The organism is Lentzea sp. NPDC004789 (assembly GCF_053601075.1).
Window position 1 is genome coordinate 218,839 of record NZ_JBSGBE010000009.1, and the last position, 22,659, is coordinate 241,497.

Consider the following 22,659-nt stretch of genomic DNA (forward strand, 5'->3'; position numbering starts at 1 on the left):
GTGTTGCAGCTGCCCTCACATCCTACTCGATCGGTTTCGCGCCCATGATCTGTTGCCCGAATTAGAACACGTTCTATAAACTCCTTCACGTATGGAGGAGGCCGCATGCCGATCGCCACGACCGGGGAACAACGAGCGTTGCGGGACAGTGTGGACGCGGCCAAGGGCGAGTGGGCTGACCTCGTCCGGGTCGGGTTCTTCGAGGTGACGCGGGAGGGCGGCACGGTCGCCGATCTCGCGGTGATGCTGGAGCGGGCGGCGGAGAACCTCGTGCCGGGGCCGTTGCTGCCCACGGCGCTGGTGTCGGTGCTGCAGCCCGGGTTCGAGGGGATCGCGGGGTTCGGCTTCTCGTCTCATCACGTCGTCGGTGCGGCCGAAGCCACGCACGTGTTGCTGAGAACGGACTCCTGGAGGCTCGCGCCCGTCGCGCAGGTGACCGAGCTCGACGCCGTCGACCTCTCGCGGTCGCTGGGCTCGGTGGTCGTCACCGAACCCGGTGTCGAGGTCGACGACCCGACGGATCTCGCGATCACGTTGATGGCGGCCGAGGCGAGCGGAGTCGCCGCGTGGTGCCTGAACACCGCCGTCTCGTATGCCCGGCAACGGCAGCAGTTCGGGCGGGCGATCGGGTCGTTCCAGGCCGTGAAGCACCTGTGCGTCGAGATGCTGTGCCGGGCCGAGCAGGCGAGTTCGGTCGCCTGGGACGCGGCCGGTTCGGTCGGCGAGGACGAACACCCGCTGGCCGCGGCGGTGGCGGCGGCCGTGGCGCTGGACGCGGCGGTGCGCAACGCCAAGGACTGCATCCAGGTGCTGGGCGGGATCGGGTTCACCTGGGAGCACGACGCCCATCGGTACCTGCGGCGGGCGTTGGCGTTGCAGCAGCTGGCGGGCGGGGTCGCGCGGTGGCGGCGGCGGGTCGCGGAGCTGGCGTTGCAGGGCGTGCGCCGCACGCACACCGTGGAGATCTCGGGTGATCCGGAAGTGCGGGCGTTCGCCGAGGAGCTCGCCGGGCTGGCGCCGGGTGAACAGCGGGAAAGGCTGGCGGACAGCGGGTTCCTGGTGCCGCACTGGCCGCGGCCGTACGGGCTGGACGCGGACCCGGCACGGCAGCTGGTGATCGACGACGAGTTCGCCCGCGCCGGGGTGCGCAGGCCGGACCTCGTGATCGGCGGCTGGGCCGGGCCGACGATCCTCCGTCACGGAACCCCTGAGCAGCAGGAACGTTTCGTGCGACCGACGTTGCGCGGCGAGCTCACCTGGTGCCAGCTGTTCAGCGAGCCCGAGGCCGGTTCGGACCTGGCGTCGTTGCGCACCAAGGCCGTGCGGGTGGACGGCGGCTGGCGGCTCACCGGGCAGAAGGTGTGGACGTCGCTCGCGCACGAGGCCGACTGGGCGATCTGCCTCGCCCGCACCGACTCGTCGGTGCCCAAGCACAAGGGGATCACGTACTTCCTGGTCGACATGAAGTCCGCCGGCGTCGACGTGCGGCCGTTGCGGGAGATCACCGGCGACGCGCGGTTCAACGAGGTCTTCCTCGACGAGGTGTTCGTGCCGGACGACTGCGTGGTCGGCGAGGTGAACGACGGCTGGCGCCTGGCGCGCACCACCTTGGCCAACGAGCGTGTCGCGATGGGGCGCGGATCGTCGCTGGGCGAGCCGCTGGAACAGGTTCTCGGCTCTCCGGCTGCCGCTGACCACGCCGAACGGCTCGGTGCGCTGGTGGCGGAAGGACTGGCGGTGTCGGTGCTGGACCTGCGGGCGAGCCTGCGGGTGCTGAGCGGGCAGGAGCCGGGCGCGGAGTCCAGCGTGCGCAAGCTGGTGGGGGTGCGGCACCGGCAGGACGTCGCGGAGTTCGCGGTCGAGCTGCTCGGGCCGGACGGGGCCGTGGACGGCGAGGCGGTGCACGAGTTCCTGTTGACGCGGTGCCTGAGCATCGCGGGTGGCACGACGCAGGTGCTGATGAATCTGGCCGGCGAACGAATTCTCGGACTGCCGAGGGAGCCGTGATGGACTTCGAGCTCGACGACACCCAGCGGGAGATCGCCGGACTGGCGGCCGACGTGCTGGGCAGGGAGAGCGGCACGCCCTGGAAAGCCCTGGCAGAGGCCGGTTTGCTGGCTCTGGCCGTGCCGGCACGGCTGGGCGGCGACGGGCTCGGCGTCCTGGAGACCGCCGTCCTGCTGACCGAGGTCGGCCGCCGCGCGGTGGACGTGCCCGCGCTGGCGACGCTGGCGTTGGGCGTGCTGCCGATCGTCAAGCACGGGACCGCCGCGCAACAGGACGAACTGCTCCCGCTGGTCACCGAGCAGCACGGCGTGCTCACGGCGGCGCTCAGCGAACCGTCCCATCCGCTGCCCGCCGAGCCGGGCACCACGGCCGGACCGGACGGGATCTTCGGGGTGAAGATCAACGTGCCGCACGCCGCCGAAGCACGGCGGATTCTCGTGAGCACGGACCGCGGCGTCCACGTCGTCGATCCCGGGCAGCCCGGTGTGTCCATATCGGACGGTACCGTGCGGTTCGAGGGCGCCCGCGGTGAGGAACTGGCGGGTGCGGCCGCGGATCTGCGCCGATACGCGCTGGCCGGGGCGTGCGCGGTCGCGGACGGCGTGCTGGCCGGTGCCCTCGATCTCACGGTGCGGCACGTCGGCACGCGGCACCAGTTCGGCAAGCCGCTCTCGACGTTCCAGGCCGCCGCGTGCCAGGTCGCGGACGTCTACATCGCCGCCCGCACGCTGCATCTCGCCACGCTCTCCGCTTGCTGGAGCCTCAACGACAACGACCTCGCCACCGCGGCCTACTGGCTCGCGGCGGAAGCGCTGCCGGCCGTGCACAGCTGTCACCACCTGCACGGCGGGCTCGGCCTCGACATCACCTACCCGATGCACCGCTACTACGGCATGGCCAAGGAGCTGACGCGGTTCGTCGGCGGAGTGGAGCACCGCTTGGGAGCCATCGATGTTCATTGACCTGACCGCCGACCAGCGCAGGCTGCGGGACGAGCTGCGCGAGTACTTCGCGAACGTCATGTCCGCGGAGGAGCGCGAGGCGATGCTCACCGAGCGGCACGGCCGGACCTATCGCGAGCTGGTGCGCAGGCTCGGGCGCGACGGGAGGCTCGGCGTCGGGTGGCCGCGGGAGTACGGCGGCAAGGGGTTCGGGCCGGTCGAGCAGCAGATCTTCGTCAACGAGGCGGCGCGGGCCGACGTGCCGCTGCCGTACGTGACGTTGCAGACGGTCGGGCCGACGCTGCAGGCGTTCGGCACGCAGGAGCAGAAGGACTTCTTCCTGCCGCGCATCCTCAGCGGCGACCTCCACTTCGCCATCGGCTACACCGAACCCGACGCCGGCACGGACCTGGCCGCGTTGCGCACCAAGGCGGTCCGCGACGGCGACCACTACGTCGTTAACGGGCAGAAGACGTTCACCACCGGCGGGCACGACGCCGACCACGTGTGGCTGGCCTGCCGCACCGGCGCACCGGACTCGCGGCACAAGGGCATCACGATCCTCATCGTCGACACCACCGACCCCGGCTACTCGTGGACGCCGATCATCACCTGCGACGGTGCGCACCACGTCAACGCGACCTACTACAACGACGTGCGCGTGCCGGAGAACCGCAGGGTCGGCGAGGAGAACAAGGGCTGGCGGTTGATCACCACCCAGCTCAACCACGAGCGCGTGATGCTCGGCCCGGCCGGCCGGCTCGGCGCGCTGCTGGGACGCGTGCACGACTGGGCCCGCGAACGGCAGCTGCTCGACCTGCCCGACGTGCGGCGGGCGCTCGCCGAGGCACGCGCGGTGCACCGGGTGAACGAGCTGCTCAACTGGCAGGTCGCGAGCGGTGAGGTGGAGGTCGCGGACGCCAGTGCCACCAAGGTGTTCGCCGCGGACCGAACCCAGCGCGTCGGCCGGCTGCTCGAAGAGCTGGTGGGACGGCACGGTGCCAGCGAGGAACTGGTGCGGTGGCTGGACGTGCAGGCGCGGCGCAACCTCGTGCTGACGTTCGGCGGGGGAGTGAACGAGATCCAGCGCGAGCTGATCGCCAACATCGGACTGGGACTGCCTCGGGTGGTGCGATGATCGACATCGAGAAGGAAGCCGCGCGCATCGCCGAACGAGGTGAGTCGGCGCCGCGGCTGGCACGTGACCCGGTGAACCTGCCGATGATCAACAACTGGCTGGAGGCCATCGGCGACCGGCACCCCGGCTACACCGAGGTCGCGCCGCCCGCGATGGTCCAGGTGTGGACGATGGCCGGGCTGCACGGCCAGCGCACCCTGGACGACCCGCTCGGCGCGATGATGAAGATCCTCGACGAGGCCGGGTTCACCTCGGTCGTGGCGACGAACAGCGACCAGACCTACCACCGCTACCTCAGGGTCGGCGAGCACGTCTCGGTGACCACGAGCCTGGAGGACGTGACCGGTCCGAAGAAGACCGGGCTGGGGGAGGGCTGGTTCGTCACGACCCGCAGCACGTGGTGGGTGGGTGACGAGGCGGTCGCGGAGATGCGGTTCCGGGTGCTCAAGTTCCGTCCCGCGGCGAAACCCGAACCAGCGCCCGCACCACCGCAAACCCAGGTCATCCGGCCCTCCGTCAACCGCGACACCGAGTACTTCTGGGCAGGCTGCCGTGAAGGCGAGCTCCGCATCCAGCGGTGCGGCGGCTGCGGCCTGCTCCGGCACCCGCCCGGCCCGATGTGCCCGGAATGCGGTGCCACCAAACCGAAGTACCTCGTCTCGGACGGCCGCGGCGTGATCTACAGCTACGTCGTGCACCACCACCCGCAGGTGCCCGGCAGGCAGACCCCGTTCGTGATCGCCCTGGTCGAGCTGGACGAGGGCGTGCGGATGCTCGGCGAGTTCCAGGGCGAACCGAGCATCGGCCTGCCGGTCGAGGTCGTGTTCACGAAGGTCGACGACGAACTCACGATGCCGAGCTGGAGGCCCCGTGCGGACCGGTGATTCCCTGCCCGAGTGGCACGTCGAGGCCACGCCGACGTTCGTGATCAGCACCGCGATCGCGACTCGGGACTTCCAGGACGTGCACCACGACCGCGACCTCGCGGTCCAGCGCGGCTCGAAGGACATCTTCATCAACATCCTGACGACGACCGGCCTGGTGCAGCGGTACGTCACGGACTGGGCGGGCCCGGAAGTGCTGGTGCGTCAGATCAACATCCGGCTCGGCGCCCCCTGCTACGCCTACGACACGCTGAAGTTCTTCGGCCAGATCCTCTCCAGGGACGACCAGGACGTGGTGATCGAGGTCGTCGGCAGGACCGGGCACGGCGACCACGTCACCGGAACCGTGAAGATCGAGGTGCCGGCATGAACGCCGCGATCGTCGGCATCGGCGCGACCGACTTCTCGAAGGACTCCGGCCGCAGCGAGCTCCAGCTGGCCGCCGAGGCGGTCAGGGCCGCGCTCCAGGACGCCGGGCTCACACCGTCCGATGTGGACGGACTGGTCAGCTTCACCATGGACACCAACGCCGAGATCGCGGTCGCGCGCGAGCTGGGCATCCCGGAGCTGACGTTCTTCAGCCGCGTCCACTACGGCGGCGGGGCGGCGTGCGCGACCGTCCAGCAGGCCGCGATGGCCGTGCAGACCGGTGCGGCGAAGGTCGTCGTCTGCTACCGCGCCTTCAACGAGCGTTCCGGCCACCGGTTCGGCCAGGTGCAGACCGCGGCCGCCGCGAACATCGACAACAGCTGGTCGTACCCGATGGGGCTGGGCACCCCGGCCGCGATGGTCGCGATGTTCGCCCGCCGGTACATGCACGAGTACGGCGCGACTTCCGAGGACTTCGGCCGGATCGCCGTGATCGACCGCAAGCACGCCGCCACGAACCCGCACGCGTGGTTCCACAACCGCCCGATCACGCTGGCGGACCACCAGGCGTCGCGCTGGATCGCCGAACCGCTGCGGCTGCTCGACTGCTGCCAGGAGACCGACGGCGGGGTGGCCCTGGTGGTCGCGTCGGCGGAACGCGCCCGCGATCTGCCCCAGAAGTCCGCGCACATCAAGGCCGCCACGCAGGGCAGTGGCCCGGACCAGTTCACGATGACGAGCTACTACCGCGACGACCTGACCAGGTTGCCCGAGATGGGCGTGGTGGCAAGGGGGTTGTGGGAGAGGTCGGGCATCGGTCCGTCCGATGTGGATGTCGCGGTGCTCTACGACCACTTCACCCCGTTCGTGCTGGTGCAGCTGGAGGAACTGGGCTTCTGCGGCCGGGGCGAGGCCAAGGACTTCATCGCCTCCGGTGCCCTGGAGCTGGACGGAGCGTTGCCGCTCAACCCGCACGGCGGCCAGCTCGGCGAGGCCTACCTGCACGGCATGAACGGCATCGCCGAAGGCGTGCGCCAGGTCCGCGGCACCGCGGTGAACCAGGTCGCCGACGTCGAGCACGTCCTGGTCACCGCGGGCACGGGCGTACCGACCAGCGGGTTGGTCCTAGGCTCGTCGTAGCCGGTCGCGCATCACCTTGCGCACCATCTTCAGCACTCCCTTGGCCTCCTCGTCCGGCTCGGCCTGGAGGTAGCCGAGGAGCTGGAGCAGCAGGTCGTTCGTCGACGACCAGAGCGGCACGAAGGTGCCGGCGACCGGACCGGTGCCCCGGATCGGCCCGCCGGTCACCTCGGTGATCTTCCGGACCAGGTCGATGGTCTGCTCGTCGCGGAACACCAGCTGCACCTCGCCTTCCGTGAACCGCAGCTCCATCTTGCGCGCCGCCGCCTCCTCCGGCGTGGCGTCAGTGGTGGTCTCCGGATCGAGCTCGTCGATCTTCGCGGCGATCACGTCCGGGTCGATGCCGAGGTCCGCGAGGACGCGGGCCGCCATGCTCCCCTCGGACCTGATCAGCGCTTCCAGCAGGTGGTGGCTGCCGACCGGGCCCGCACCGGCCAGCGCCTGCGCCGCGGCGTACGCCTCGTCGGCGGCGGTCGTCGCCTTGTGCGCGCGGGCGGTCGGTTCGGCGATCTCCCCCAGCACGACGTTGCGCAACCGGCTCAGATCGCCGACGTGCTTCGCGAGGATCTTCGCCGCGACCCCTTCGCCCTCCCTGATCAGTCCGAGCAGGATGTGCTCGGCCCCGATGTGGTTGTGGCCGAGGCTCATCGCCTCGCGCAACGCCAGCTCGAGGACCTTCTTCGCTCTCGTGGTGAACGGGATGTGCCCCTTCTGTCCCGGTTCGGTGCCCCGCTGCACGATCTCGAGCAGGTCGGTGGTGATCGACTCCTTGGTGAACCCGAACTGGTGGAGCACCCTGGCCGGCACGCTGGCCGGTGTGGCGAACAGGCCGAGCAGGACGTGCTCGGTCCCGATGTACTTGTGCTGCAACTCCCGCGCGGCGTCCTGAGAGTGCACGACGACCTGGCGGGCCTCCCCCGTGAATCGCTCAAACATGAAACGAGCGTGCGCGCCTATGATTGACCCTGTCAATGCGCTGTCACTGACAGGGTGGTCTACCAATGGTAAGCGACTGGGACGAACGGCTCGCGAAGTGGCGCGAAGAGCTGCAACTGTTCGCGCAACTGGAGGACACGCCGTGGGTGTCGCTCGCGCAGGCCGAGGCGGAGACCGGGGTGTCCCGCTCGGCCCTGCGGTCCTGGTACCGCAACGGGGAGATCGAGTCCCGGCTGGTCGACGGCCCGAACGGACCGCAGCGGCTGGTGCCGCTCGACGCCGTCGTGGAGCGCGCCGCCAGGTCGCCCCGGATTCAGCGGCGGGCGGAACGCGAGGTCAGCCTCGAAGCGCAGGTGACGTTGTTGCGGCACCGGGTGGACCAGTTGGAGCTGCGGCTGGCGGCGCTGGAACGGAGATCGCCGCCAGAGTCTCAGCCGTCTGCCTGATCGCTGACGAGCGTTGGTCATTTCATCGCCGCTTCGCGACAATTGCGATTGAGGCTTGACTTCGAGCTCTGGCGAGATGCTTTTCGGTCTTCAAAAGCCGGGCTGGGCGGTCACGCGACCGAGTTGATCAGGTTGCGTCTCGGTTTTTGCTGCGGGTCGAGCCAGGCGGGCGGGTAGAACGTCGGGATGCCGTGCACCATTTTCACTTCCCACTCACTTTGATGGATCAGTGTGTGGTGGTGTCGGCAGAGCAGCACGGCATTCTTGACTGACGTGTCGCCGCCGTTCGCCCAGTGCTGGATATGGTGCGCGTCGCACTGTTTCGGCGGTCTGTCACAACCGGGGAACGCGCAGCCCTTGTCGCGGGCGACCAGGACGCGACGGATTCCGGCGGGGAAGCTGCGGGTCTTGCGGCCGATGTCCATCGGCTGCGACTTCTCCCCCAGCACCAGCGGGATGATTCCCGCGCTGCACGCCAGGCGACGCACCTCCGCGGCGGGGACGCGCTCGCCGTTGTCCAGCATGCCCTGACCGAGCTTGCCCGCCAGGTCCTCATAGCGCACCGTCACCGTCAACGTGACCGGCTCACCACCGTGCTCGGGCAACTGATCGGCGCGCAGCATGAGATCGACCAGCCCGGCCAGCGCATCGCCCTCGCGCTCGGCACGCGAGCGCGGATCCGGACCTTCCTCGGCCGTGGTGGGGCGCGGTTTCGCCAGCGGGTCCAGCAGCGCCTCGTACTGGGCGCCGGTGACCTTGTCCAGCGTCGCCCGGATCTCCAGCTGGTCGCCCTTCCAGCGCATCACATGCTGGTTGACCTGCCGCACCGGCTCACGGTCACGTGGTTCCGGATCGTTCTGAAGCAGCGCGTAGACCAGCTTGCGGCCCAACCCCCGCAACGCCACCGGATCGTGCTCGCGCGCGAGGTCGACCACGGTCTCCTCGTACTCGGCGGGCAGCTCCTTCATCACCTCGCCGACCACCGCGACATGCTCGACCGACAGCGCGCCCTCGGCCGCCGCCGACGCGGTCACCGGAAGCTCGGCAGTGATCTCACTCCCGGTCGGCGTGATCCCCGACCCCAGCAGCCCGGCATTCACCACCCACTGCTTGGCGGCATTCCGACTCCACCGGACCGCGTGCTGCAACACCTGAGCCAAATCCTTGTACCCAAGCTCACTCGCGGCACCACGCCGATCCAACTCGGCAATTCTCCGCATCACCGCGTGTTCACGAGCCCGAATCTCCACCACCTCACCGACGAGACTGCTCAGCAGCTCGCCGGTAGAGAGAAGAGGAAGGTCTGGTTCGATCACGTGTTCTAATCTACCGCAAGATCACAACATAAAAGCAGGTAAAGCCGTACACGAAAGTGTGAACCGCCTGCCCGAACCCTCATGCGAAGGCGGAGCCGAGCCCGAAAGGGCCTGATGCCGACCCGGTAAGCGGTAGTGACGTGCCCAGCCCACGCGATTGGGGCTTGACTTTGAGTGCGAGATGCGACGCCCGGCTTTTGAAGGCCGATAAGCATCTCGCCAGAGGCTCGAAGTCAAGTCTCAATCGCAATCGTCGTCAGCCCGTGGTGAGCACAGCGTCGGCGAGCACCGGACGATCCCCGGCCGAAGTGGTGAGCACCAGCCGCGAACCGTCCCGCCACACCCGCGTGGTCAGCGTTTCACCGGGAAACACCACGCCCGCGAACTTCGCCCCGAACGACCGCACCTGCTCCGGCCCGTCCAGCACGGTGTCGATCACCGCCTTGCACACCACGCCGTACGTGCACAGCCCGTGCAGGATCGGCTGGTCGAAGCCGGCCCGCCGAGCGAACTCCGGATCGGCGTGCAGCGGGTTCCGGTCGCCGCACAACCGGTACAGGTGAGCCTGCTGCGGCAACGTCGGCGTCGAGATCTCGAAGTCCGGGGGACGCGCCGGCACCTCGACCTTGCCGGAAGGTCCTCGTGAGCCGCCGAACCCGCCCTCGCCGCGCGCGAAGATGCTGGACCGGGTCGTGTACAGCGCGGTGCCATCGGGCGTGACGGCCGTCGACTCCTGCACGATGACGGCGGCCTTCTCCTTGTCCCACACGTCCGCGATCCGCGTGCGCAGCACCGCCTCGCCCTCGGCCGGGATCGGGGCGTGCACGGTGATCTCCTGCGTGCCGTGCAGCACCCGTGCCAGGTCGATGTCGACGCCGGGGAACGACACGACCGGCGGCGCGGTCTCGTGGAAGCGGGGGGCCACCACGCCGAACGTCGGCAGCACCCGCAGTCCCTGCTCGTAGACGTACCTCAGCTCCGTCGCGCCGAGGGCCAGGTGGTAGAGCAGCACGTCGGAGTGGGTCCACGAGAACTTGATCTCGGGCAGTTCCGCCCCCACCGCGACATCCGGATCGATCGGCATGAGCGCCCCTCACTCGTAGGTGATCTTCACCGTGTCGGTGACCGGAACCGACTGGCACGCCAGCACGATGCCCTCGGCGATGTCCTCGGGGTCGAGCACGTCGTTGTTGAGCATCTTGACCTCGCCCTCGACCAGCCGGCACGCGCACGCGCTGCACGCGCCCTCCCGGCACGAGTACGGCGCGTCGAGTCCCTTCTCCAGCAACAGGTCGAGCAGCTTCTGGCGGGCGGGCCAGGGGAACCGGTGCTGCTCGCCGTCCAGCGACACCTCGACCACGGCGTCGGGCCGGTCGTCCACCACCGCGGCCACGTCCGAGAACGGGTCGCTGGACAACGACACGAACTTCTCGATGTGCACCACCGGCACGTCGTGCAACGCCTTGCGGGCGGTCTCCATGAACGGGCCCGGCCCGCACACGAACGCCTCGTCGCACTTGCGCACGAACGCCCGCAGCGCGCCGACGTGCGGCAGTCCCTGCACCGACTCCAGCCAGTGCACCACGGTCAGCCGCTCGGGATGCGCGCGGCACAGCTCGTCGAGCTCCCGCGCGAAGATCACCGAGTTCTCGTCCCGGTTGGCGTAGAACAGGAACACGCGCCCGGACGCCCCGAGCACCGCCTTGATGATGGACATGATCGGCGTGATCCCGCTGCCCGCCGCGAACGCGAGCACCGAGCAGTCCAGCGAGGAGGGCGTGAACACCCCGGCGGGCGCCAGCACCTCCAGTTCCATGCCGACGCACAGCTCCGAGCACATCCACGCCGACCCGTGCCCGTCCGGCGTGCGCTTGACCGTGATCTTCAACGGCTCGCCCGGCGCGCTCGACAGCGAGTAGCAGCGCGCCACGTCACCCGCCCGCACGGTCAGGAACTGCCCGGGTTTCACCGGGAAGTCCACTCCGGACAGCACGAACGAGCGCGCGTCCGGCGTCTCCTCGATCACGGCGTCGACCCGCAGCCGGTGCACCTCAGCCATCGGCGACCTCCAGCGTCCCATCGCGCACGGCCTTCTCGATGCTGTCCCGCAGCCGCAGGCACGTCGGCGTGAACGCCGACCGCGGCCCGCACAGCTCGGGGCACGTGCTGGTGTCGGCCAGCCACTGCACGCTCGTGTGCTGCGGGCTGTTCTTCTTCACCAGCACCTGGTTCCCGCAGTCGCAGCGCACCGGCCGCATCCCGCCGACGAGGAACTCGTCGCGCTCGTTCATGACTGCTGAGGCGCCGGTTCTTGTTTGGCGAGGTTCTCGGCGACCTCCTTCTCCCACACCTCGACCGCGCGGCTCGTGTCGACCTCGAACTCGAACCGCCGCACCATGTCGTCGGTGACGTCCTCGACGTCGACGTAGAACTGCTCGTACCAGCGCCGCAACTGGTAGACCGGCCCGTCCTCCTCGCACAGCAACGGGTTGTCGATCCGCGTCTTGTTCTGCCAGATCTCCACGTCCTGCATGAACCCGACCCCGATGCCGCGCGCGAACTTGCGGGCGATCTTGTCGGCGTGCTCGTCGGACACCCCGGGCAGCTTCTTCACGATCGCGCCCCACTGCAGCCGGAACGACGTCGGCGAGATCGGGTAGTGGCAGTTGATCAGCACGGTCTCGATCTCAAGGCCCTTGTAGTCGTTCCACAGGTAGTCGATCATGTACGACGGCCCGTAGTACGAGGCCTCGGACCGCACCTCGACGTCACCGGTGTAGTTCGAGCCCATCGCGACGTCCGGGCGGCCGCGGGTGGTGAGGTACTGCGAGGCGATGTGGCCTTCCATCACGTTCTTGAAGTACGTCGGGAACGCGAAGTGGATGTAGAAGAAGTGCGCCATGTCCACGACGTTGTCGATGATCTCGCGGCAGTTCGCGCCGTCGATCACCACCGAGTCCCACGTCCAGTTGCTCCACTCGTCGCTGAACGCGGCGTCGATGCGCGGGATCGTCACGTGCTCGGGCGGCGGGTTGCCCTGCGGGTCGTTCCACACGAAGAGCTGCTTGTTCTGCTCCATGGTGAGCCACGACCGGGTGCGCGCTCGGAGCGGAACCCTTTTGGCGTAAGGGATCTCGACGCACCTGCCGTTGCCCGCCCAGCGCCAGTCGTGGAACGGGCACGCGACGGTGTTGCGCTTGACCGTGCCCTGGGTGAGGTCGCCGCCCATGTGCCGGCAGTAGCCGTCGAGGACGTTGAGCTTGCCGTCCTCGGTGCCGAACACCACGAGCTTGGTGCCGAACGCCTCGACGGCGTGGGGTTTGCCGTCGCGGAAGTCATCGGCCAGTCCGAGGCAGTGCCAGCCGCGCGCGAACCGAGCTGGAGGCGCGCCGGTGTCGATCGTGCGTACGGCGTCCTGCGTCATGACATTCCTCCAGTGATGTCGAGGCCGGCGAGATAACCGAACGTCATCGCCGGTCCGAGGGTGGCGCCCGCGCCCGCGTAGGTGTGTCCCATCACGGACGCCATGGTGTTGCCCGCCGCGTACAGGCCTTCGATCACCGAACCGTCCTCGCGCAGCACCCGCGCGCGGGTGTCGGTGCGCAGCCCGCCCTTGGTGCCGAGGTCGCCGGGCACGATCCTGACCGCGTAGTACGGACCGGTCATGAGCGGCGCCAGGTTCGGGTTCGGGTGGTTGCGCGGGTCGCCGTAGTACCGGTCGTAGGCGCTGTCGCCGCGGTGGAAGTCGGTGTCGTTGCCGTCCACGGCCAGGGTGTTGAACCGGCGGACGGTGTCCAGGAGCTCCGGCAGGTCCGCTTCCTGGGCGAGCTCTTCGAGGCTTGGTGCGGTGAGCACGGAGTCGCTCCAGCGGCGGGGGAGCGGGCGGCGGGGCGGGACGCCGCAGAACGGGTAGCGGCTGCGGTAGGCGTGGTCGAACACCAGCCAGGTGGTGCCCTTCATCGCCTTCACCACGTCGATGTAGGGCGCGGCCTCGTTGACGAACCGGCGGCCGACGGCGTCGACCAGCACGCAGCCGGGCAGCGACCGTTCGGCGAGCAGGAAGTACGGGCCGCGCGGCAACGGGACCGACGGGCCCCACCAGGCTTCGTCCATCAGGCCGACGGCCGCACCCGCCCGCACGCCGGCCTCGATGCCGTCACCGGTGTTGGCCTTCGCGCCGACCGTCCACTCCGTACCGATGTCCTGGTGTCGGTTGCGCAGCTGCTCGTTGTGCTCGAAGCCACCGGACGCCAGCACGACGTGCGCGGCCTTGATCAGCTCCTCGCCGACCATCACTCCGGCGACCCGGCCGTTCTCGAAGTGCAGGTCGGTCATCGCGGTGTTCAGCCTGACCTCGACGTTCAGCGCCTTCAGGCCCGCGCGCAGCCCGGCGGCCAGCGCCTGGCCCATGGTGAGGCGGCGGCCCGGCAGGAACCGGCGGGCGAAGACCTTGGCGGCGGTCAGCAGGCCGCGCGGGTGCCGTCCGATCAGCGTCAGCCACCGGTAGTCGGTCTGGGTGATCACGATGCCCGCGGGCGTCGGCACGTACGGCGGTTCGAGGTCCTTGATCTCGTCGCCGAGCAGTTCGGCCCTGAACGGCAGCGGTTCGACCGAGCGGCCGCGCGGCTGTCCGCCGGGTGCCTCCGGGTAGTAGTCGGCGTAGTCGCGGACCCAGCGGAACTTCAGCGGGGTGTGCGCGACGACGAACGCGAGCATCGCCGGTCCGGCGTCCAGGAACGCCTCGCGCAGCTCGGCCGGCACGTCACCGGCGATGTGCTCCAGGTAGGCGCTGGCCTGCTCGGGTGAGTCGGGCCGGCCGGCGGCGGTGAGCACGGCGTTGTTCGGCACCCAGATGCCGCCGCCGGACCGCGCGGTCGAGCCGCCGAAGTGCTCGGCCTTCTCGACGACGAGGGTGCGCAGGCCGTGCTGAGCGGTGCAGAGGGCGGCTGTCATGCCTGCCGCACCGCTGCCGACGACGATCACGTCGTACATCGCACCTCCCCGAGGCATCAGACTAGAACAGGTTATAGTTCTGGGGCGCTTTGGCGCTATGGTGTAGGAGTTCCAGGCAAGTCGACTCACCAAGAACCTGTTTCTGGAGGGTTGCGTGGAAGTCACCGCTGACGTGATCGTCATCGGCTTCGGTGCGGCCGGCGCGTGCGCCGCCGTCGAGGCCGCGGCGGCCGGTGCGTCCGTGGTGGTGCTGGACCGGTTCGCGGGTGGTGGCGCGACCGCGTTGTCCGGCGGAGTCGTCTACGCGGGCGGTGGGACGCGGCAGCAGGTCGAGGCCGGGGTCGCCGACACGCCCGAGGCGATGTTCGCGTATCTGAAGCACGAGGTCCGGGACGCGGTGTCCGAGGCGACCCTGCGCCGGTTCTGCGAGGACAGCGCGAAGATGCTGGCCTGGCTGGAGGACCAGGGCGTGCCGTTCTCGTCGGCGCTCTGCCCGTTCAAGACCTCGTACCCGACCGATGACTACTACCTCTACCAGTCCGGCAGCGAGGACGCCTGGGCCGATCCGGCTCCGCGCGGGCACCGGACCAGGGCCAAAGGCACGTCCGGCAAGGTCTTCTTCGCCCGGCTGGCCGAGGCGACCCGGCGCGCAGGCGCGCGGATCATGCCGCAGACCCGCGCGGTTGAGCTGATCACCTCTGATGGCCGGGTCACGGGCGTGCGGTGCCGGACGCTCACCGGGCTTCCCAAGTCGTTGCACCGGAGGTTGACCAGGGCCGGAGCGAAGCCGTGGCTCTACTACCCGCCGCTCGGCCGGAGGCTGTTCGCGCTGGCGGCGTGGGTGGAACGCCGGTTCGGACGGTCGCTGGTGGTCACCGCGCGGCAGGGTGTCGTGATCTCGGCCGGTGGGTTCATCGCGAACCGGGCGATGGTGCACGAGCACGCTCCGGCGTACCGCGGCGCGCTCGCACTGGGCACGCCCGGCGACGACGGCGCTGGGATCAGGCTCGGTGTCGCCGCGGGTGGGCGGACCGCGCGGCTGGACAAGGTCTCGGCGTGGCGGTTCGTCACGCCGCCCAGCGCGTTGCAACGCGGAGTGCTCGTCGACGCGGACGGGCAGCGGTTCGGTGACGCGACGCGGTACGGCGCGGCCATCGGCGGCGAGATCGTCGAGCGCGGCGGCAGGGCGTGGCTGCTGATCGACGGCGACGTCCTGCGGGTGGCGCGGGCTCAGGTGAAGACGCAGACCGCGCCGTTCCAGCGGTGGCAGGTCCGCTACCTGCTGAACCGCGGGCTGGTCACCGCGCCCACGATCGAGGAAGTGGCGGCCAAGGCGGGCATCGGGACGCCCGAGCCGTTCGGCGAGCCGCCGTACTCGCTGATCAACGTCAGCGTGCGGGCCGGGTTCGGTTACCCCTGCCCGACGCTCACCCTCGGCGGGCTCGTCGTCGACGAGGAAACCGGTCAGGTGCAAGGGGTTCCCGGCCTGTACGCGGCGGGCCGGTCGGCCGTCGGCGTGTGCTCGGAGTCCTACGTCAGCGGGCTCGCGCTCGCCGACTGCGTCTTCTCCGGCCGTCGTGCGGGTCAACATGTCGTGAAGGAGGCCGGGTGCTGACGATCCAGAAGAGAGAGGCGGCCGCCGAGCTGCTGCGCGTGGCGGAACGCGACCGCGTGCCGATCAAGCCGCTGGTCGAGCTGTACCCGGAGATCGACGTGGTGGACGCGTACGAGATCCAGCTGCTCAACGTCCGGCACCGCAACCGCGACGTGATCGGCCACAAGGTCGGCCTGTCGTCGTTGGCGATGCAGCAGATGATGGGCGTCGACGAACCCGACTACGGCCACCTGCTCGACGACATGCAGCTGACCGGAACCGCGGACGCGTCGGCGTACCTGTACCCGCGGGTCGAGGTGGAGATCGCGTTCCTGCTGAGTGCGGACCTGCCGGGTGAGGGCTGCACGGTCGAGGACGTGCTGGCGGCCACCGAGTTCGTCGCGCCGGCCATCGAGCTGATCGACAGCCGGATCGAGAACTGGCGGATCGGCCTGCAGGACACCATCGCGGACAACGCCTCCTCGGCCGGTTTCGTGCTGGGCTCCGAGCGCGTCCGTCCGTCCGAACTGGACATCGGCGCGGTGGCGGCGACGTTGCGGCGCAACGGTGAAGTCGTCGCAGAGGGACGTGGTGACGCGGTGCTGGGCGATCCGGCGATCGCGGTGGCGTGGCTCGCGCAGAAGGTCGCCTCGTTCGGCGTCCGGCTGCTCGCGGCCGACATCGTGCTGCCGGGCTCGTGCACGCGGGCGATCGACGCGCGGCCGGGGGACGAGTTCCACGCCGAGTTCACCGGACTTGGTTCTGTCGACCTGAAGTTCGAATAGGGGTGACTGGGTGAAGGCGGCCATCGTCGGGTCCGGCAACATCGGCACCGACCTGCTCTACAAGCTCCTGCGCTCGCCGGTGCTGGAACCGCGCTGGATGGTGGGCATCGACCCGGCCAGCGAGGGCCTCAAGCGGGCGGCGTCGCTGGGCCTGGAGGTCTCGGTCGACGGCGCGGAGTGGTTGCTGCGTCAGGACGAGCTGCCCGACATCGTGTTCGAGGCGACGTCCGCGGCGGTGCACCGGGCCAACGCGCCGCGCTACGCCGAGGCGGGTGTCCGGGCGGTCGACCTGACCCCGGCGGCGGTCGGGCCGTACGTGGTGCCGCCGGTGAACCTCGGCGAGCACCAGGACGCGCCGAACATCAACCTGATCACGTGCGGCGGCCAGGCCACGATTCCCATGGTGCACGCGGTGTCGCGGGTGGTGCCGGTGTCGTACGCGGAGATCGTCGCGAGCGTGGCGTCGGTGTCGGCGGGACCGGGGACGCGGGCCAACATCGACGAGTTCACCCGCACGACCAGTCGTGGCATCGAGGCGATCGGCGGGGCTTCCCGGGGCAAGGCCATCATCGTGCTGAATCCCGCGGACCCGCCGATGATCATGCGCGACACGATCTTCTGCGCGATTCCCGAGGACGCCGACCCGGACCCGATCACCGACTCGATCGCCCGGATGGAGAACGACATCAGGTCGTACGTCCCGGGGTTCCGGTTGCTCAGCGAACCGCAGTTCGACGACGGCCGGGTGTCGATCTTCGTTGAGGTCGCCGGCGCGGGTGACTTCCTGCCGGAGTACGCCGGAAACCTGGACATCATGACGGCCGCCGCGACCAAGGTGGGGGAGGAGATCGCTCGTGCACCAAAAGAATCCAACACTGCGGTTGACCGACACGTCACTGCGTGACGGCTCGCATCACAAGCGCCACCAGTTCACCGTCGAGGACGTGCGCTCGATCGTGGCGGCGCTGGACGACGCCGGCGTGCCGGTGATCGAGGTGACGCACGGCGACGGGCTGGGCGGGTCGTCGTTCAACTACGGCTTCAGCCTCACCCCGGAGCAGGAGCTGATCAAGGTCGCGGCCGAGACGGCGCAGCGGGCCAGGATCGCCGTGCTGATGCTGCCGGGCGTGGGCGTGAAGGACGACATCCTGATCTCGCAGGACAACGGCGCGTCGATCGTCCGGATCGCCACGCACTGCACCGAGGCGGACGTGTCGGTGCAGCACTTCGCATTGGCCCGTGAGCGCGGACTGGAAACCGTCGGATTCCTGATGATGGCGCATTCGCAGCCACCGGAGGTGCTGGCGAAACAGGCGCGGATCATGGCCGACGCCGGGTGCCAGTGCGTGTACGTGGTCGACTCGGCCGGGGCCCTGGTGCTGGAACAGGTGTCCGAACGGGTCGAAGCGCTGGTCGCCGAGCTCGGGGACGACGCCCAGGTCGGGTTCCACGGCCACGAGAACCTCGGGCTGAGCGTCGCGAACTCCGTGGCCGCGGCACGGGCCGGGGCGAAGCAGATCGACGGCAGCGTGCGCGGATTCGGTGCGGGCGCGGGGAACACTCCGCTGGAGGCGTTCGTCGGGGTCTGCGACAAGCTCGGTTTCGAGACCGGCGTGGACTTCTTCAAGATCGTGGACGCGGCCGAGGACGTCGTCCGGCCCGTCATGCCCGAGGAGTGCCTGCTCGACCGGATGGCGCTGATGATGGGCTACGCGGGCGTCTACTCCAGCTTCCTCAAACACGCGTACACGCAGGCGCAACGCTACGGCGTGTCCGGCGCGCAGATCCTCGTCCGCGCGGGCGAGCGCAAGCTCGTGGGCGGGCAGGAGGACCAGCTGATCGACATCGCACTGGAGCTGAGCAGGGAGAAAGTCCGATGAGCGAGGAAATCCTCGGCAAGGTGCGGGAGCTGCTGCCGGCACTGCGCGACCGCGCGGCGGAGGCGGAGGAGCTGCGCAAGGTGCCGCCGGAGTCGGTGAAGGCGTTGCAGGAGACCGGTTTCTTCCGGATGCTGCAGCCCACGCGGTACGGCGGGTTCGAGTCGCACCCGCTCGCGTTCTACGAGGCCGTGAAGCTGATCGCGAGCGCCTGCGGGTCGACGGGCTGGGTCGCGTCGGTGCTCGGCGTGCACCCGTGGCACGTCGGGTTGTTCGACGTACGCGCGCAGGACGAGGTGTTCGGCGAGGACCAGGACACCCGTATCTCGTCCTCGTACGCGCCGGTCGGCCGGGCTACACCGGTCGAGGGCGGATTCCGGTTCAGCGGCAAGTGGAGCTTCTCGTCCGGCTGCGACCACGCGACGTGGGTGCTGCTCGGCGGGCTGGTGATGAACGACGAGGGCAAGCCCGTCGACTTCCGGACGTTCCTGCTGCCCATCGCGGACTACACGATCAACGACGTGTGGGACACCGTCGGCCTGCGCGGCACGGGCAGCAACGACATCGTGGTCGAGGACGCGTTCGTGCCGGAGCACCGCACGTTGAGCATGCTGCACACGGCCCGGTGCATCTGTCCCGGCCAGGAGGTCAACCCCGGACCGTTGTTCCGCATGCCGTACGGGACGATCCACCCGTTCGCGATCACCGCGCCGATGATCGGCATGGCCTGCGGCGCCTACGAGGCCCACGTCGGCGCGACCCGGGAACGCGTGCGTGCCGCGTACATGGGCGAGAAGTCCGTCGAGGACCCGTTCGCGCAGGTGCGGATCGCCATGGCGGCCAACGACATCGACACCGCGTGGTGGCAGCTGGAGAAGAACGTCAACGACGAGTGGGAGCACGCCGTCGCCGGCACGAGGATCCCGGCCGAGCTGCGCCTGCGGGCGCGCCGCGACCAGGTGCTCGGCAGCGCGCGGGCGATCTCCGCGATCGACCGGCTCTTCGAGAGCGCGGGCGGCAAGGCGATCAACGCGGGCGGGGCGCTGCCGCGGTACTGGCGCGACGCGCACGGCGCACGCGTGCACGCGGCCAACGACCCGGAGCGCGTGCTCGTCATGTACGGCAAGGGCGAGCTCGGCATCCAGGTCCGCGACGGGCTGTTCTGAGGGGCGATCATGAGTGTGCGACTGCACTACCACGAGGCCGGCACGGACAACCCCGAGACGCTGGTCCTGCTGCACGGCGGTGGACCGGGCGCGTCGTCGCTGAGCAACTTCGGCCGCAACATCCCGGTGTTCGCGAAGTCGTTCCGCGTGCTGGCCGTGGACCTGCCCGGTTACGGCCAGTCCGACAAGCCGACCGAGCACGACCAGTACTTCACCTTCGCGGCACGGGCGTTGCGCGACCTGCTCGACTCGCTCGGGGTCGAGCGGGCGCACGTCCTCGGCAACTCGCTCGGCGGCGGCACCGCCGTCCGGTTCGCGCTGGACCACGGCAAACGCGCCGGGCGGCTGGTGCTGATGGGGCCGGGCGGGCTGTCGTTGAACGTCTTCTCCCCGGACCCGACCGAGGGCGTGCGGAAGCTCAGCGCGTTCGCCCGCACGCCGACGCGGGAGAAGATCGAGGAGTTCCTGCGGATCATGGTGTTCGACCAGTCGCTGGTCACCGACGAGCTGATCGACGAGCGCTTCGAGGCGGCCCGGCAACCGGAGTCGTTGCGCGCCATGGCCGCGCTCGGCAAGTCGTTCTCCGGCCCCGACTTCGAGCAGGGCATGCTTTGGCGCGACGCCTACAAGCTGCGTCAACGGGTGCTGCTGGTCTGGGGCCGCGAGGACCGGGTGAACCCGCTGGACGGCGCGCTCACGGCGTTGAAGCTGATCCCGCGGGCGCAGCTGCACGTGTTCGGCGGCTGCGGGCACTGGGCGCAGCTGGAGAAGTTCGACGAGTTCAACCGGCTCGCTGTCGATTTCCTTCTTGGCTGACTTTCTCACGGAGGCGTGATGGGCATCCGATCGCTGGGGTACCTCCGGATCGAGGCCACCGACATGGACCGGTGGCGGGAGTTCGCGTTGAAGGTCCTCGGCATGGTCGAGGGCAAGGGCTCGACGCCGGGCGCGCTGTACCTGCGGATGGACGACTTCCCGGCCCGTCTGGTGATCGTGCCGGGAGACGCCGACCGCCTGCAGGTCTCCGGCTGGGAGGCCGCGACCGAGGCCGAGCTGGAGGAAGTCGCGAAACGGCTGGCGTCGGCCGGGGTGTCCTACGTCGAGGGCACGCCGGAGGATCTGGCTGAGCGGCGGGTGAACGGGCTGATCAGGTTCGACGACCCGTCCGGCAACACGCTGGAGGTCTTCCACGGTGCCGCGCTGGAGCATCGGCGGGTGGTGTCGCCGTACGGGCACCGGTTCGTGACCGAGGAGCAGGGCCTCGGCCACGTCGTGCTGTCCACTTCGGACGACGAGGCGGCGCTGCACTTCTACCGGGACGTGCTCGGCTTCCGGTTGCGCGACTCGATGCGGCTGCCACCGCAGTTCGTCGGCCGCCCGGCGGACGGGCCGCCCGCGTGGCTGCGGTTCTTCGGCTGCAACCCGCGCCACCACAGCCTCGCGTTCCTGCCGATGCCGACACCGAGCGGGATCGTGCACCTGATGGTCGAGGTCGAGAACACCGACGACGTGGGCCTGACGCTGGACCGGGCGCTGCGGCGCAAGGTGCCGATGTCGGCGACTCTGGGCAGGCACGTGAACGACCTGATGCTGTCGTTCTACATGAAGACACCCGGCGGGTTCGACGTCGAGTTCGGCTGCGAGGGACGGCAGGTGTCCGATGAGGACTGGATCGCACGCGAGAGCACGGCGGTGAGCCTGTGGGGACACGACTTCAGCGTTGGCCACCAGAAGTAATGCGGTCAGAAGTAGCGGCCCGCTACCGCTCGGTGCTGGGACACTTCTGCACCGGGGTGACCGTGGTGACCGGCACGTCCTCCGACGGGCCGGTCGGGTTCGCCTGCCAGGCGTTCGCGGCGCTGTCGCTGGACCCGCCGCTGGTGCTTTTCTGTCCACAACGGACATCGCGCAGCTGGGCGGCGATGGCGTCGGCCGGCGCGTTCTGCGTGAACGTGCTGGCCGAGGACCAGCGCGAGGTGTCGACGGTGTTCGGCAAGGCCGGTGCGGACAAGTTCGCGAGCGTGTCGTGGCGGCCGTCGGGCACCGGTGCCCCGGTGCTCGACGGCGCCCTGACCTGGGTCGACTGCCGGGTGTCGGTGGTGCACGACGCGGGCGACCACCACATGGTCGTGGGTGAGGTGGTGGAGCTCGGTCCGGTGCGCGACGCGCAGCCGTTGCTCTTCTACCGCGGCCGTTACGCCGCGCACGCCGAACTGGACACGCGCGGCTGGTCCGGTGAGGTGCTCGACAACCTCCTGACCTGGCAACGCCAGTCAGAGTGGCATTAGCGCGGTGATCTCCCACGACGCGGTGGGGAAGCGGACTTCCCCGTTGTGCACGAACGGGTCGAACGCGCGCAGGACGGTCTTGAGGACGTCCTCGCGCTCGTCCTCGCCCATGGTCTGGAGCGCACGGCCGACCGGGCCGAGCATCGTCAGGTACGCCGGCAGCAGGTCCTCGGGTATGCCGCAGACCAGGTCGACCGGCCGGAGGTCGACGTCGGTCCAGCCGCTCTCGCCGAGGATCTTGCGCGTGCGGTCGGGGCTCGCGAGCCCGTACGGTCCCGGCCCGTCCGGGGCGAACGTGGGCAGGTCCGGCATCAGCGGTGCGACCGCCTTCTCGGCGGTGGTCAGGAAGGGATTCTCGTCCTTGTCGCGCCAGACGAGCACGTGCAGCTCACCGCCCGGTTTCGCGGCGGAGCGGAGGTTGCGGAACGCGGCCACCGGATCGTCGAAGAACATCACCCCGAACCGCGAGACGACCAGGTCGAACTCCGGTTCGAACGCGTGCACCTGGGCGTCGGCCTGGAGGAACCGGACGTTCGGGCTCTCCTTCGCCACCGCGATCTGCGGTCCGGAGATGTCGACCCCGAGGCATGGCACGTCACCGAGCGCCGCCGCGATCGCCCTGGTCACACCCCCGGTCCCGCACCCGACGTCGAGCACCCCGGTCCGCGGCTTCTCCTGTGCCGCCCGCACGAGCAGGTCCTCGAACGGTCGCATCACCAGGTCGACGATGTCGCGTGCGGCGGCCCAGCCGTGCCCGCCCGCGCCGTTCCACAGTGCCGCCTGCTCGGTGTTGACCTCAGCTGTCATGCTCCTACCGTC

The 22,659-nt window shown here is 69.6% G+C and carries 23 protein-coding genes and 2 pseudogenes; 15 read left to right on the forward strand and 10 right to left on the reverse strand.

What is annotated here, in order from left to right:
* Positions 1–105: 105 nt before the first annotated feature.
* From ACWEIJ_RS22270 to ACWEIJ_RS22295, 6 genes are read left to right on the forward strand one after another with little or no spacing between them, the layout of a single operon-like run.
* Positions 106–2,007, forward strand: a complete 1,902-nt coding sequence (locus ACWEIJ_RS22270) for an acyl-CoA dehydrogenase family protein (RefSeq protein ID WP_449839112.1) — start codon at positions 106–108, stop codon at positions 2,005–2,007.
* On the forward strand, positions 2,007–2,969 hold the full coding sequence (locus ACWEIJ_RS22275) for an acyl-CoA dehydrogenase family protein (protein WP_449839113.1): 963 nt from the start codon (positions 2,007–2,009) through the stop codon (positions 2,967–2,969). Before ACWEIJ_RS22270 ends, ACWEIJ_RS22275 begins: the two co-directional genes overlap by 1 nt.
* A complete protein-coding gene (locus ACWEIJ_RS22280) occupies positions 2,959–4,086 on the forward strand; it encodes an acyl-CoA dehydrogenase family protein (RefSeq protein ID WP_449839114.1) in 1,128 nt (375 codons plus the stop codon). Before ACWEIJ_RS22275 ends, ACWEIJ_RS22280 begins: the two co-directional genes overlap by 11 nt.
* Positions 4,086–4,970: a bifunctional MaoC family dehydratase N-terminal/OB-fold nucleic acid binding domain-containing protein gene (locus tag ACWEIJ_RS22285; protein ID WP_449839235.1), complete on the forward strand. Its 885-nt coding sequence runs from the start codon at positions 4,086–4,088 to the stop codon at positions 4,968–4,970. Before ACWEIJ_RS22280 ends, ACWEIJ_RS22285 begins: the two co-directional genes overlap by 1 nt.
* Positions 4,957–5,340, forward strand: coding sequence for a MaoC family dehydratase (locus ACWEIJ_RS22290; protein WP_449839115.1), 384 nt, complete (start codon positions 4,957–4,959; stop codon positions 5,338–5,340). Before ACWEIJ_RS22285 ends, ACWEIJ_RS22290 begins: the two co-directional genes overlap by 14 nt.
* The gene (locus tag ACWEIJ_RS22295; protein ID WP_449839116.1) at positions 5,337–6,479 is read left to right on the forward strand and encodes a lipid-transfer protein; all 1,143 of its coding nucleotides are present in this window, start codon (positions 5,337–5,339) and stop codon (positions 6,477–6,479) included. Before ACWEIJ_RS22290 ends, ACWEIJ_RS22295 begins: the two co-directional genes overlap by 4 nt.
* On the opposite strand, the gene ACWEIJ_RS22300 is transcribed toward ACWEIJ_RS22295, so the two are convergent.
* The 3 genes and pseudogenes from ACWEIJ_RS22300 to ACWEIJ_RS22310 all read right to left on the reverse strand — a co-directional run.
* Positions 6,465–7,001 (reverse strand): Clp protease N-terminal domain-containing protein, encoded by a 537-nt coding sequence (locus tag ACWEIJ_RS22300; RefSeq protein WP_449839236.1) that lies wholly within the window; start codon positions 6,999–7,001, stop codon positions 6,465–6,467. The two genes, ACWEIJ_RS22295 and ACWEIJ_RS22300, sit on opposite strands and share 15 nt — an antisense overlap.
* A pseudogene (locus tag ACWEIJ_RS22305) lies at positions 6,996–7,190 on the reverse strand (Clp protease N-terminal domain-containing protein); the annotation flags it as partial. The gene ACWEIJ_RS22300 and the pseudogene ACWEIJ_RS22305, both read right to left, overlap by 6 nt.
* A gap of 87 nt (positions 7,191–7,277) precedes the next feature.
* Positions 7,278–7,415 (reverse strand): annotated as a pseudogene (locus tag ACWEIJ_RS22310) (Clp protease N-terminal domain-containing protein); the annotation flags it as partial.
* A 65-nt stretch (positions 7,416–7,480) separates the two neighbouring features.
* Between ACWEIJ_RS22310 and ACWEIJ_RS22315 the strand changes: the two are divergent.
* Positions 7,481–7,861 (forward strand): excisionase, encoded by a 381-nt coding sequence (locus ACWEIJ_RS22315; RefSeq protein WP_449839117.1) that lies wholly within the window; start codon positions 7,481–7,483, stop codon positions 7,859–7,861.
* Positions 7,862–7,971: 110 nt separating this feature from the next.
* Here the strand turns inward: ACWEIJ_RS22315 and ACWEIJ_RS22320 are convergent, their stop codons facing one another.
* The 6 genes from ACWEIJ_RS22320 to ACWEIJ_RS22345 all read right to left on the reverse strand — a co-directional run bounded on the left by ACWEIJ_RS22320 (position 7,972) and on the right by ACWEIJ_RS22345 (position 14,169).
* Entirely contained in the window at positions 7,972–9,177 is a 1,206-nt protein-coding gene (locus tag ACWEIJ_RS22320; protein ID WP_449839118.1) for a DUF222 domain-containing protein, read from the reverse strand.
* Positions 9,178–9,433: 256 nt separating this feature from the next.
* Complete coding sequence (locus ACWEIJ_RS22325) at positions 9,434–10,261, reverse strand: MaoC/PaaZ C-terminal domain-containing protein (RefSeq protein WP_449839119.1); 828 nt, start codon at positions 10,259–10,261, stop codon at positions 9,434–9,436.
* Between the two features lie 9 nt (positions 10,262–10,270).
* On the reverse strand, positions 10,271–11,236 hold the full coding sequence (locus ACWEIJ_RS22330; protein ID WP_449839120.1) for a 2Fe-2S iron-sulfur cluster-binding protein: 966 nt from the start codon (positions 11,234–11,236) through the stop codon (positions 10,271–10,273).
* Positions 11,229–11,468 (reverse strand): hypothetical protein, encoded by a 240-nt coding sequence (locus ACWEIJ_RS22335; RefSeq protein ID WP_449839121.1) that lies wholly within the window; start codon positions 11,466–11,468, stop codon positions 11,229–11,231. Before ACWEIJ_RS22335 ends, ACWEIJ_RS22330 begins: the two co-directional genes overlap by 8 nt.
* Positions 11,465–12,601 (reverse strand): Rieske 2Fe-2S domain-containing protein, encoded by a 1,137-nt coding sequence (locus tag ACWEIJ_RS22340; protein WP_449839122.1) that lies wholly within the window; start codon positions 12,599–12,601, stop codon positions 11,465–11,467. Before ACWEIJ_RS22340 ends, ACWEIJ_RS22335 begins: the two co-directional genes overlap by 4 nt.
* Positions 12,598–14,169: an FAD-dependent oxidoreductase gene (locus ACWEIJ_RS22345; protein ID WP_449839123.1), complete on the reverse strand. Its 1,572-nt coding sequence runs from the start codon at positions 14,167–14,169 to the stop codon at positions 12,598–12,600. The genes ACWEIJ_RS22340 and ACWEIJ_RS22345 overlap by 4 nt, the downstream gene beginning before the upstream one ends.
* Positions 14,170–14,284: 115 nt before the next feature.
* On the opposite strand from ACWEIJ_RS22345, the gene ACWEIJ_RS22350 reads away from it, so the two are divergent.
* The 8 genes from ACWEIJ_RS22350 to hsaB are packed head-to-tail and all read left to right on the forward strand — an operon-like array spanning position 14,285 to position 21,840.
* Positions 14,285–15,745 (forward strand): FAD-binding protein, encoded by a 1,461-nt coding sequence (locus ACWEIJ_RS22350; protein WP_449839124.1) that lies wholly within the window; start codon positions 14,285–14,287, stop codon positions 15,743–15,745.
* Positions 15,739–16,509, forward strand: coding sequence for a 2-keto-4-pentenoate hydratase (locus tag ACWEIJ_RS22355; protein ID WP_449839125.1), 771 nt, complete (start codon positions 15,739–15,741; stop codon positions 16,507–16,509). The genes ACWEIJ_RS22350 and ACWEIJ_RS22355 overlap by 7 nt, the downstream gene beginning before the upstream one ends.
* A gap of 10 nt (positions 16,510–16,519) precedes the next feature.
* Complete coding sequence (locus tag ACWEIJ_RS22360) at positions 16,520–17,413, forward strand: acetaldehyde dehydrogenase (acetylating) (protein WP_449839126.1); 894 nt, start codon at positions 16,520–16,522, stop codon at positions 17,411–17,413.
* Positions 17,364–18,389, forward strand: a complete 1,026-nt coding sequence (dmpG, locus tag ACWEIJ_RS22365; protein ID WP_449839127.1) for a 4-hydroxy-2-oxovalerate aldolase — start codon at positions 17,364–17,366, stop codon at positions 18,387–18,389. The genes ACWEIJ_RS22360 and dmpG overlap by 50 nt, the downstream gene beginning before the upstream one ends.
* Positions 18,386–19,552, forward strand: a complete 1,167-nt coding sequence (hsaA, locus tag ACWEIJ_RS22370; RefSeq protein WP_449839128.1) for a 3-hydroxy-9,10-secoandrosta-1,3,5(10)-triene-9,17-dione monooxygenase oxygenase subunit — start codon at positions 18,386–18,388, stop codon at positions 19,550–19,552. Before dmpG ends, hsaA begins: the two co-directional genes overlap by 4 nt.
* Before the next feature lie 9 nt (positions 19,553–19,561).
* On the forward strand, positions 19,562–20,368 hold the full coding sequence (hsaD, locus tag ACWEIJ_RS22375) for a 4,5:9,10-diseco-3-hydroxy-5,9,17-trioxoandrosta-1(10),2-diene-4-oate hydrolase (RefSeq protein WP_449839129.1): 807 nt from the start codon (positions 19,562–19,564) through the stop codon (positions 20,366–20,368).
* An 18-nt stretch (positions 20,369–20,386) separates the two neighbouring features.
* Complete coding sequence (gene hsaC, locus ACWEIJ_RS22380) at positions 20,387–21,289, forward strand: iron-dependent extradiol dioxygenase HsaC (protein WP_449839130.1); 903 nt, start codon at positions 20,387–20,389, stop codon at positions 21,287–21,289.
* On the forward strand, positions 21,289–21,840 hold the full coding sequence (gene hsaB / locus ACWEIJ_RS22385) for a 3-hydroxy-9,10-secoandrosta-1,3,5(10)-triene-9,17-dione monooxygenase reductase subunit (protein ID WP_449839131.1): 552 nt from the start codon (positions 21,289–21,291) through the stop codon (positions 21,838–21,840). The genes hsaC and hsaB overlap by 1 nt, the downstream gene beginning before the upstream one ends.
* On the opposite strand, the gene ACWEIJ_RS22390 is transcribed toward hsaB, so the two are convergent.
* Positions 21,826–22,647: a class I SAM-dependent methyltransferase gene (locus tag ACWEIJ_RS22390; RefSeq protein WP_449839132.1), complete on the reverse strand. Its 822-nt coding sequence runs from the start codon at positions 22,645–22,647 to the stop codon at positions 21,826–21,828. The genes hsaB and ACWEIJ_RS22390 overlap by 15 nt on opposite strands.
* Between the last annotated feature and the right edge of the window lie 12 nt (positions 22,648–22,659).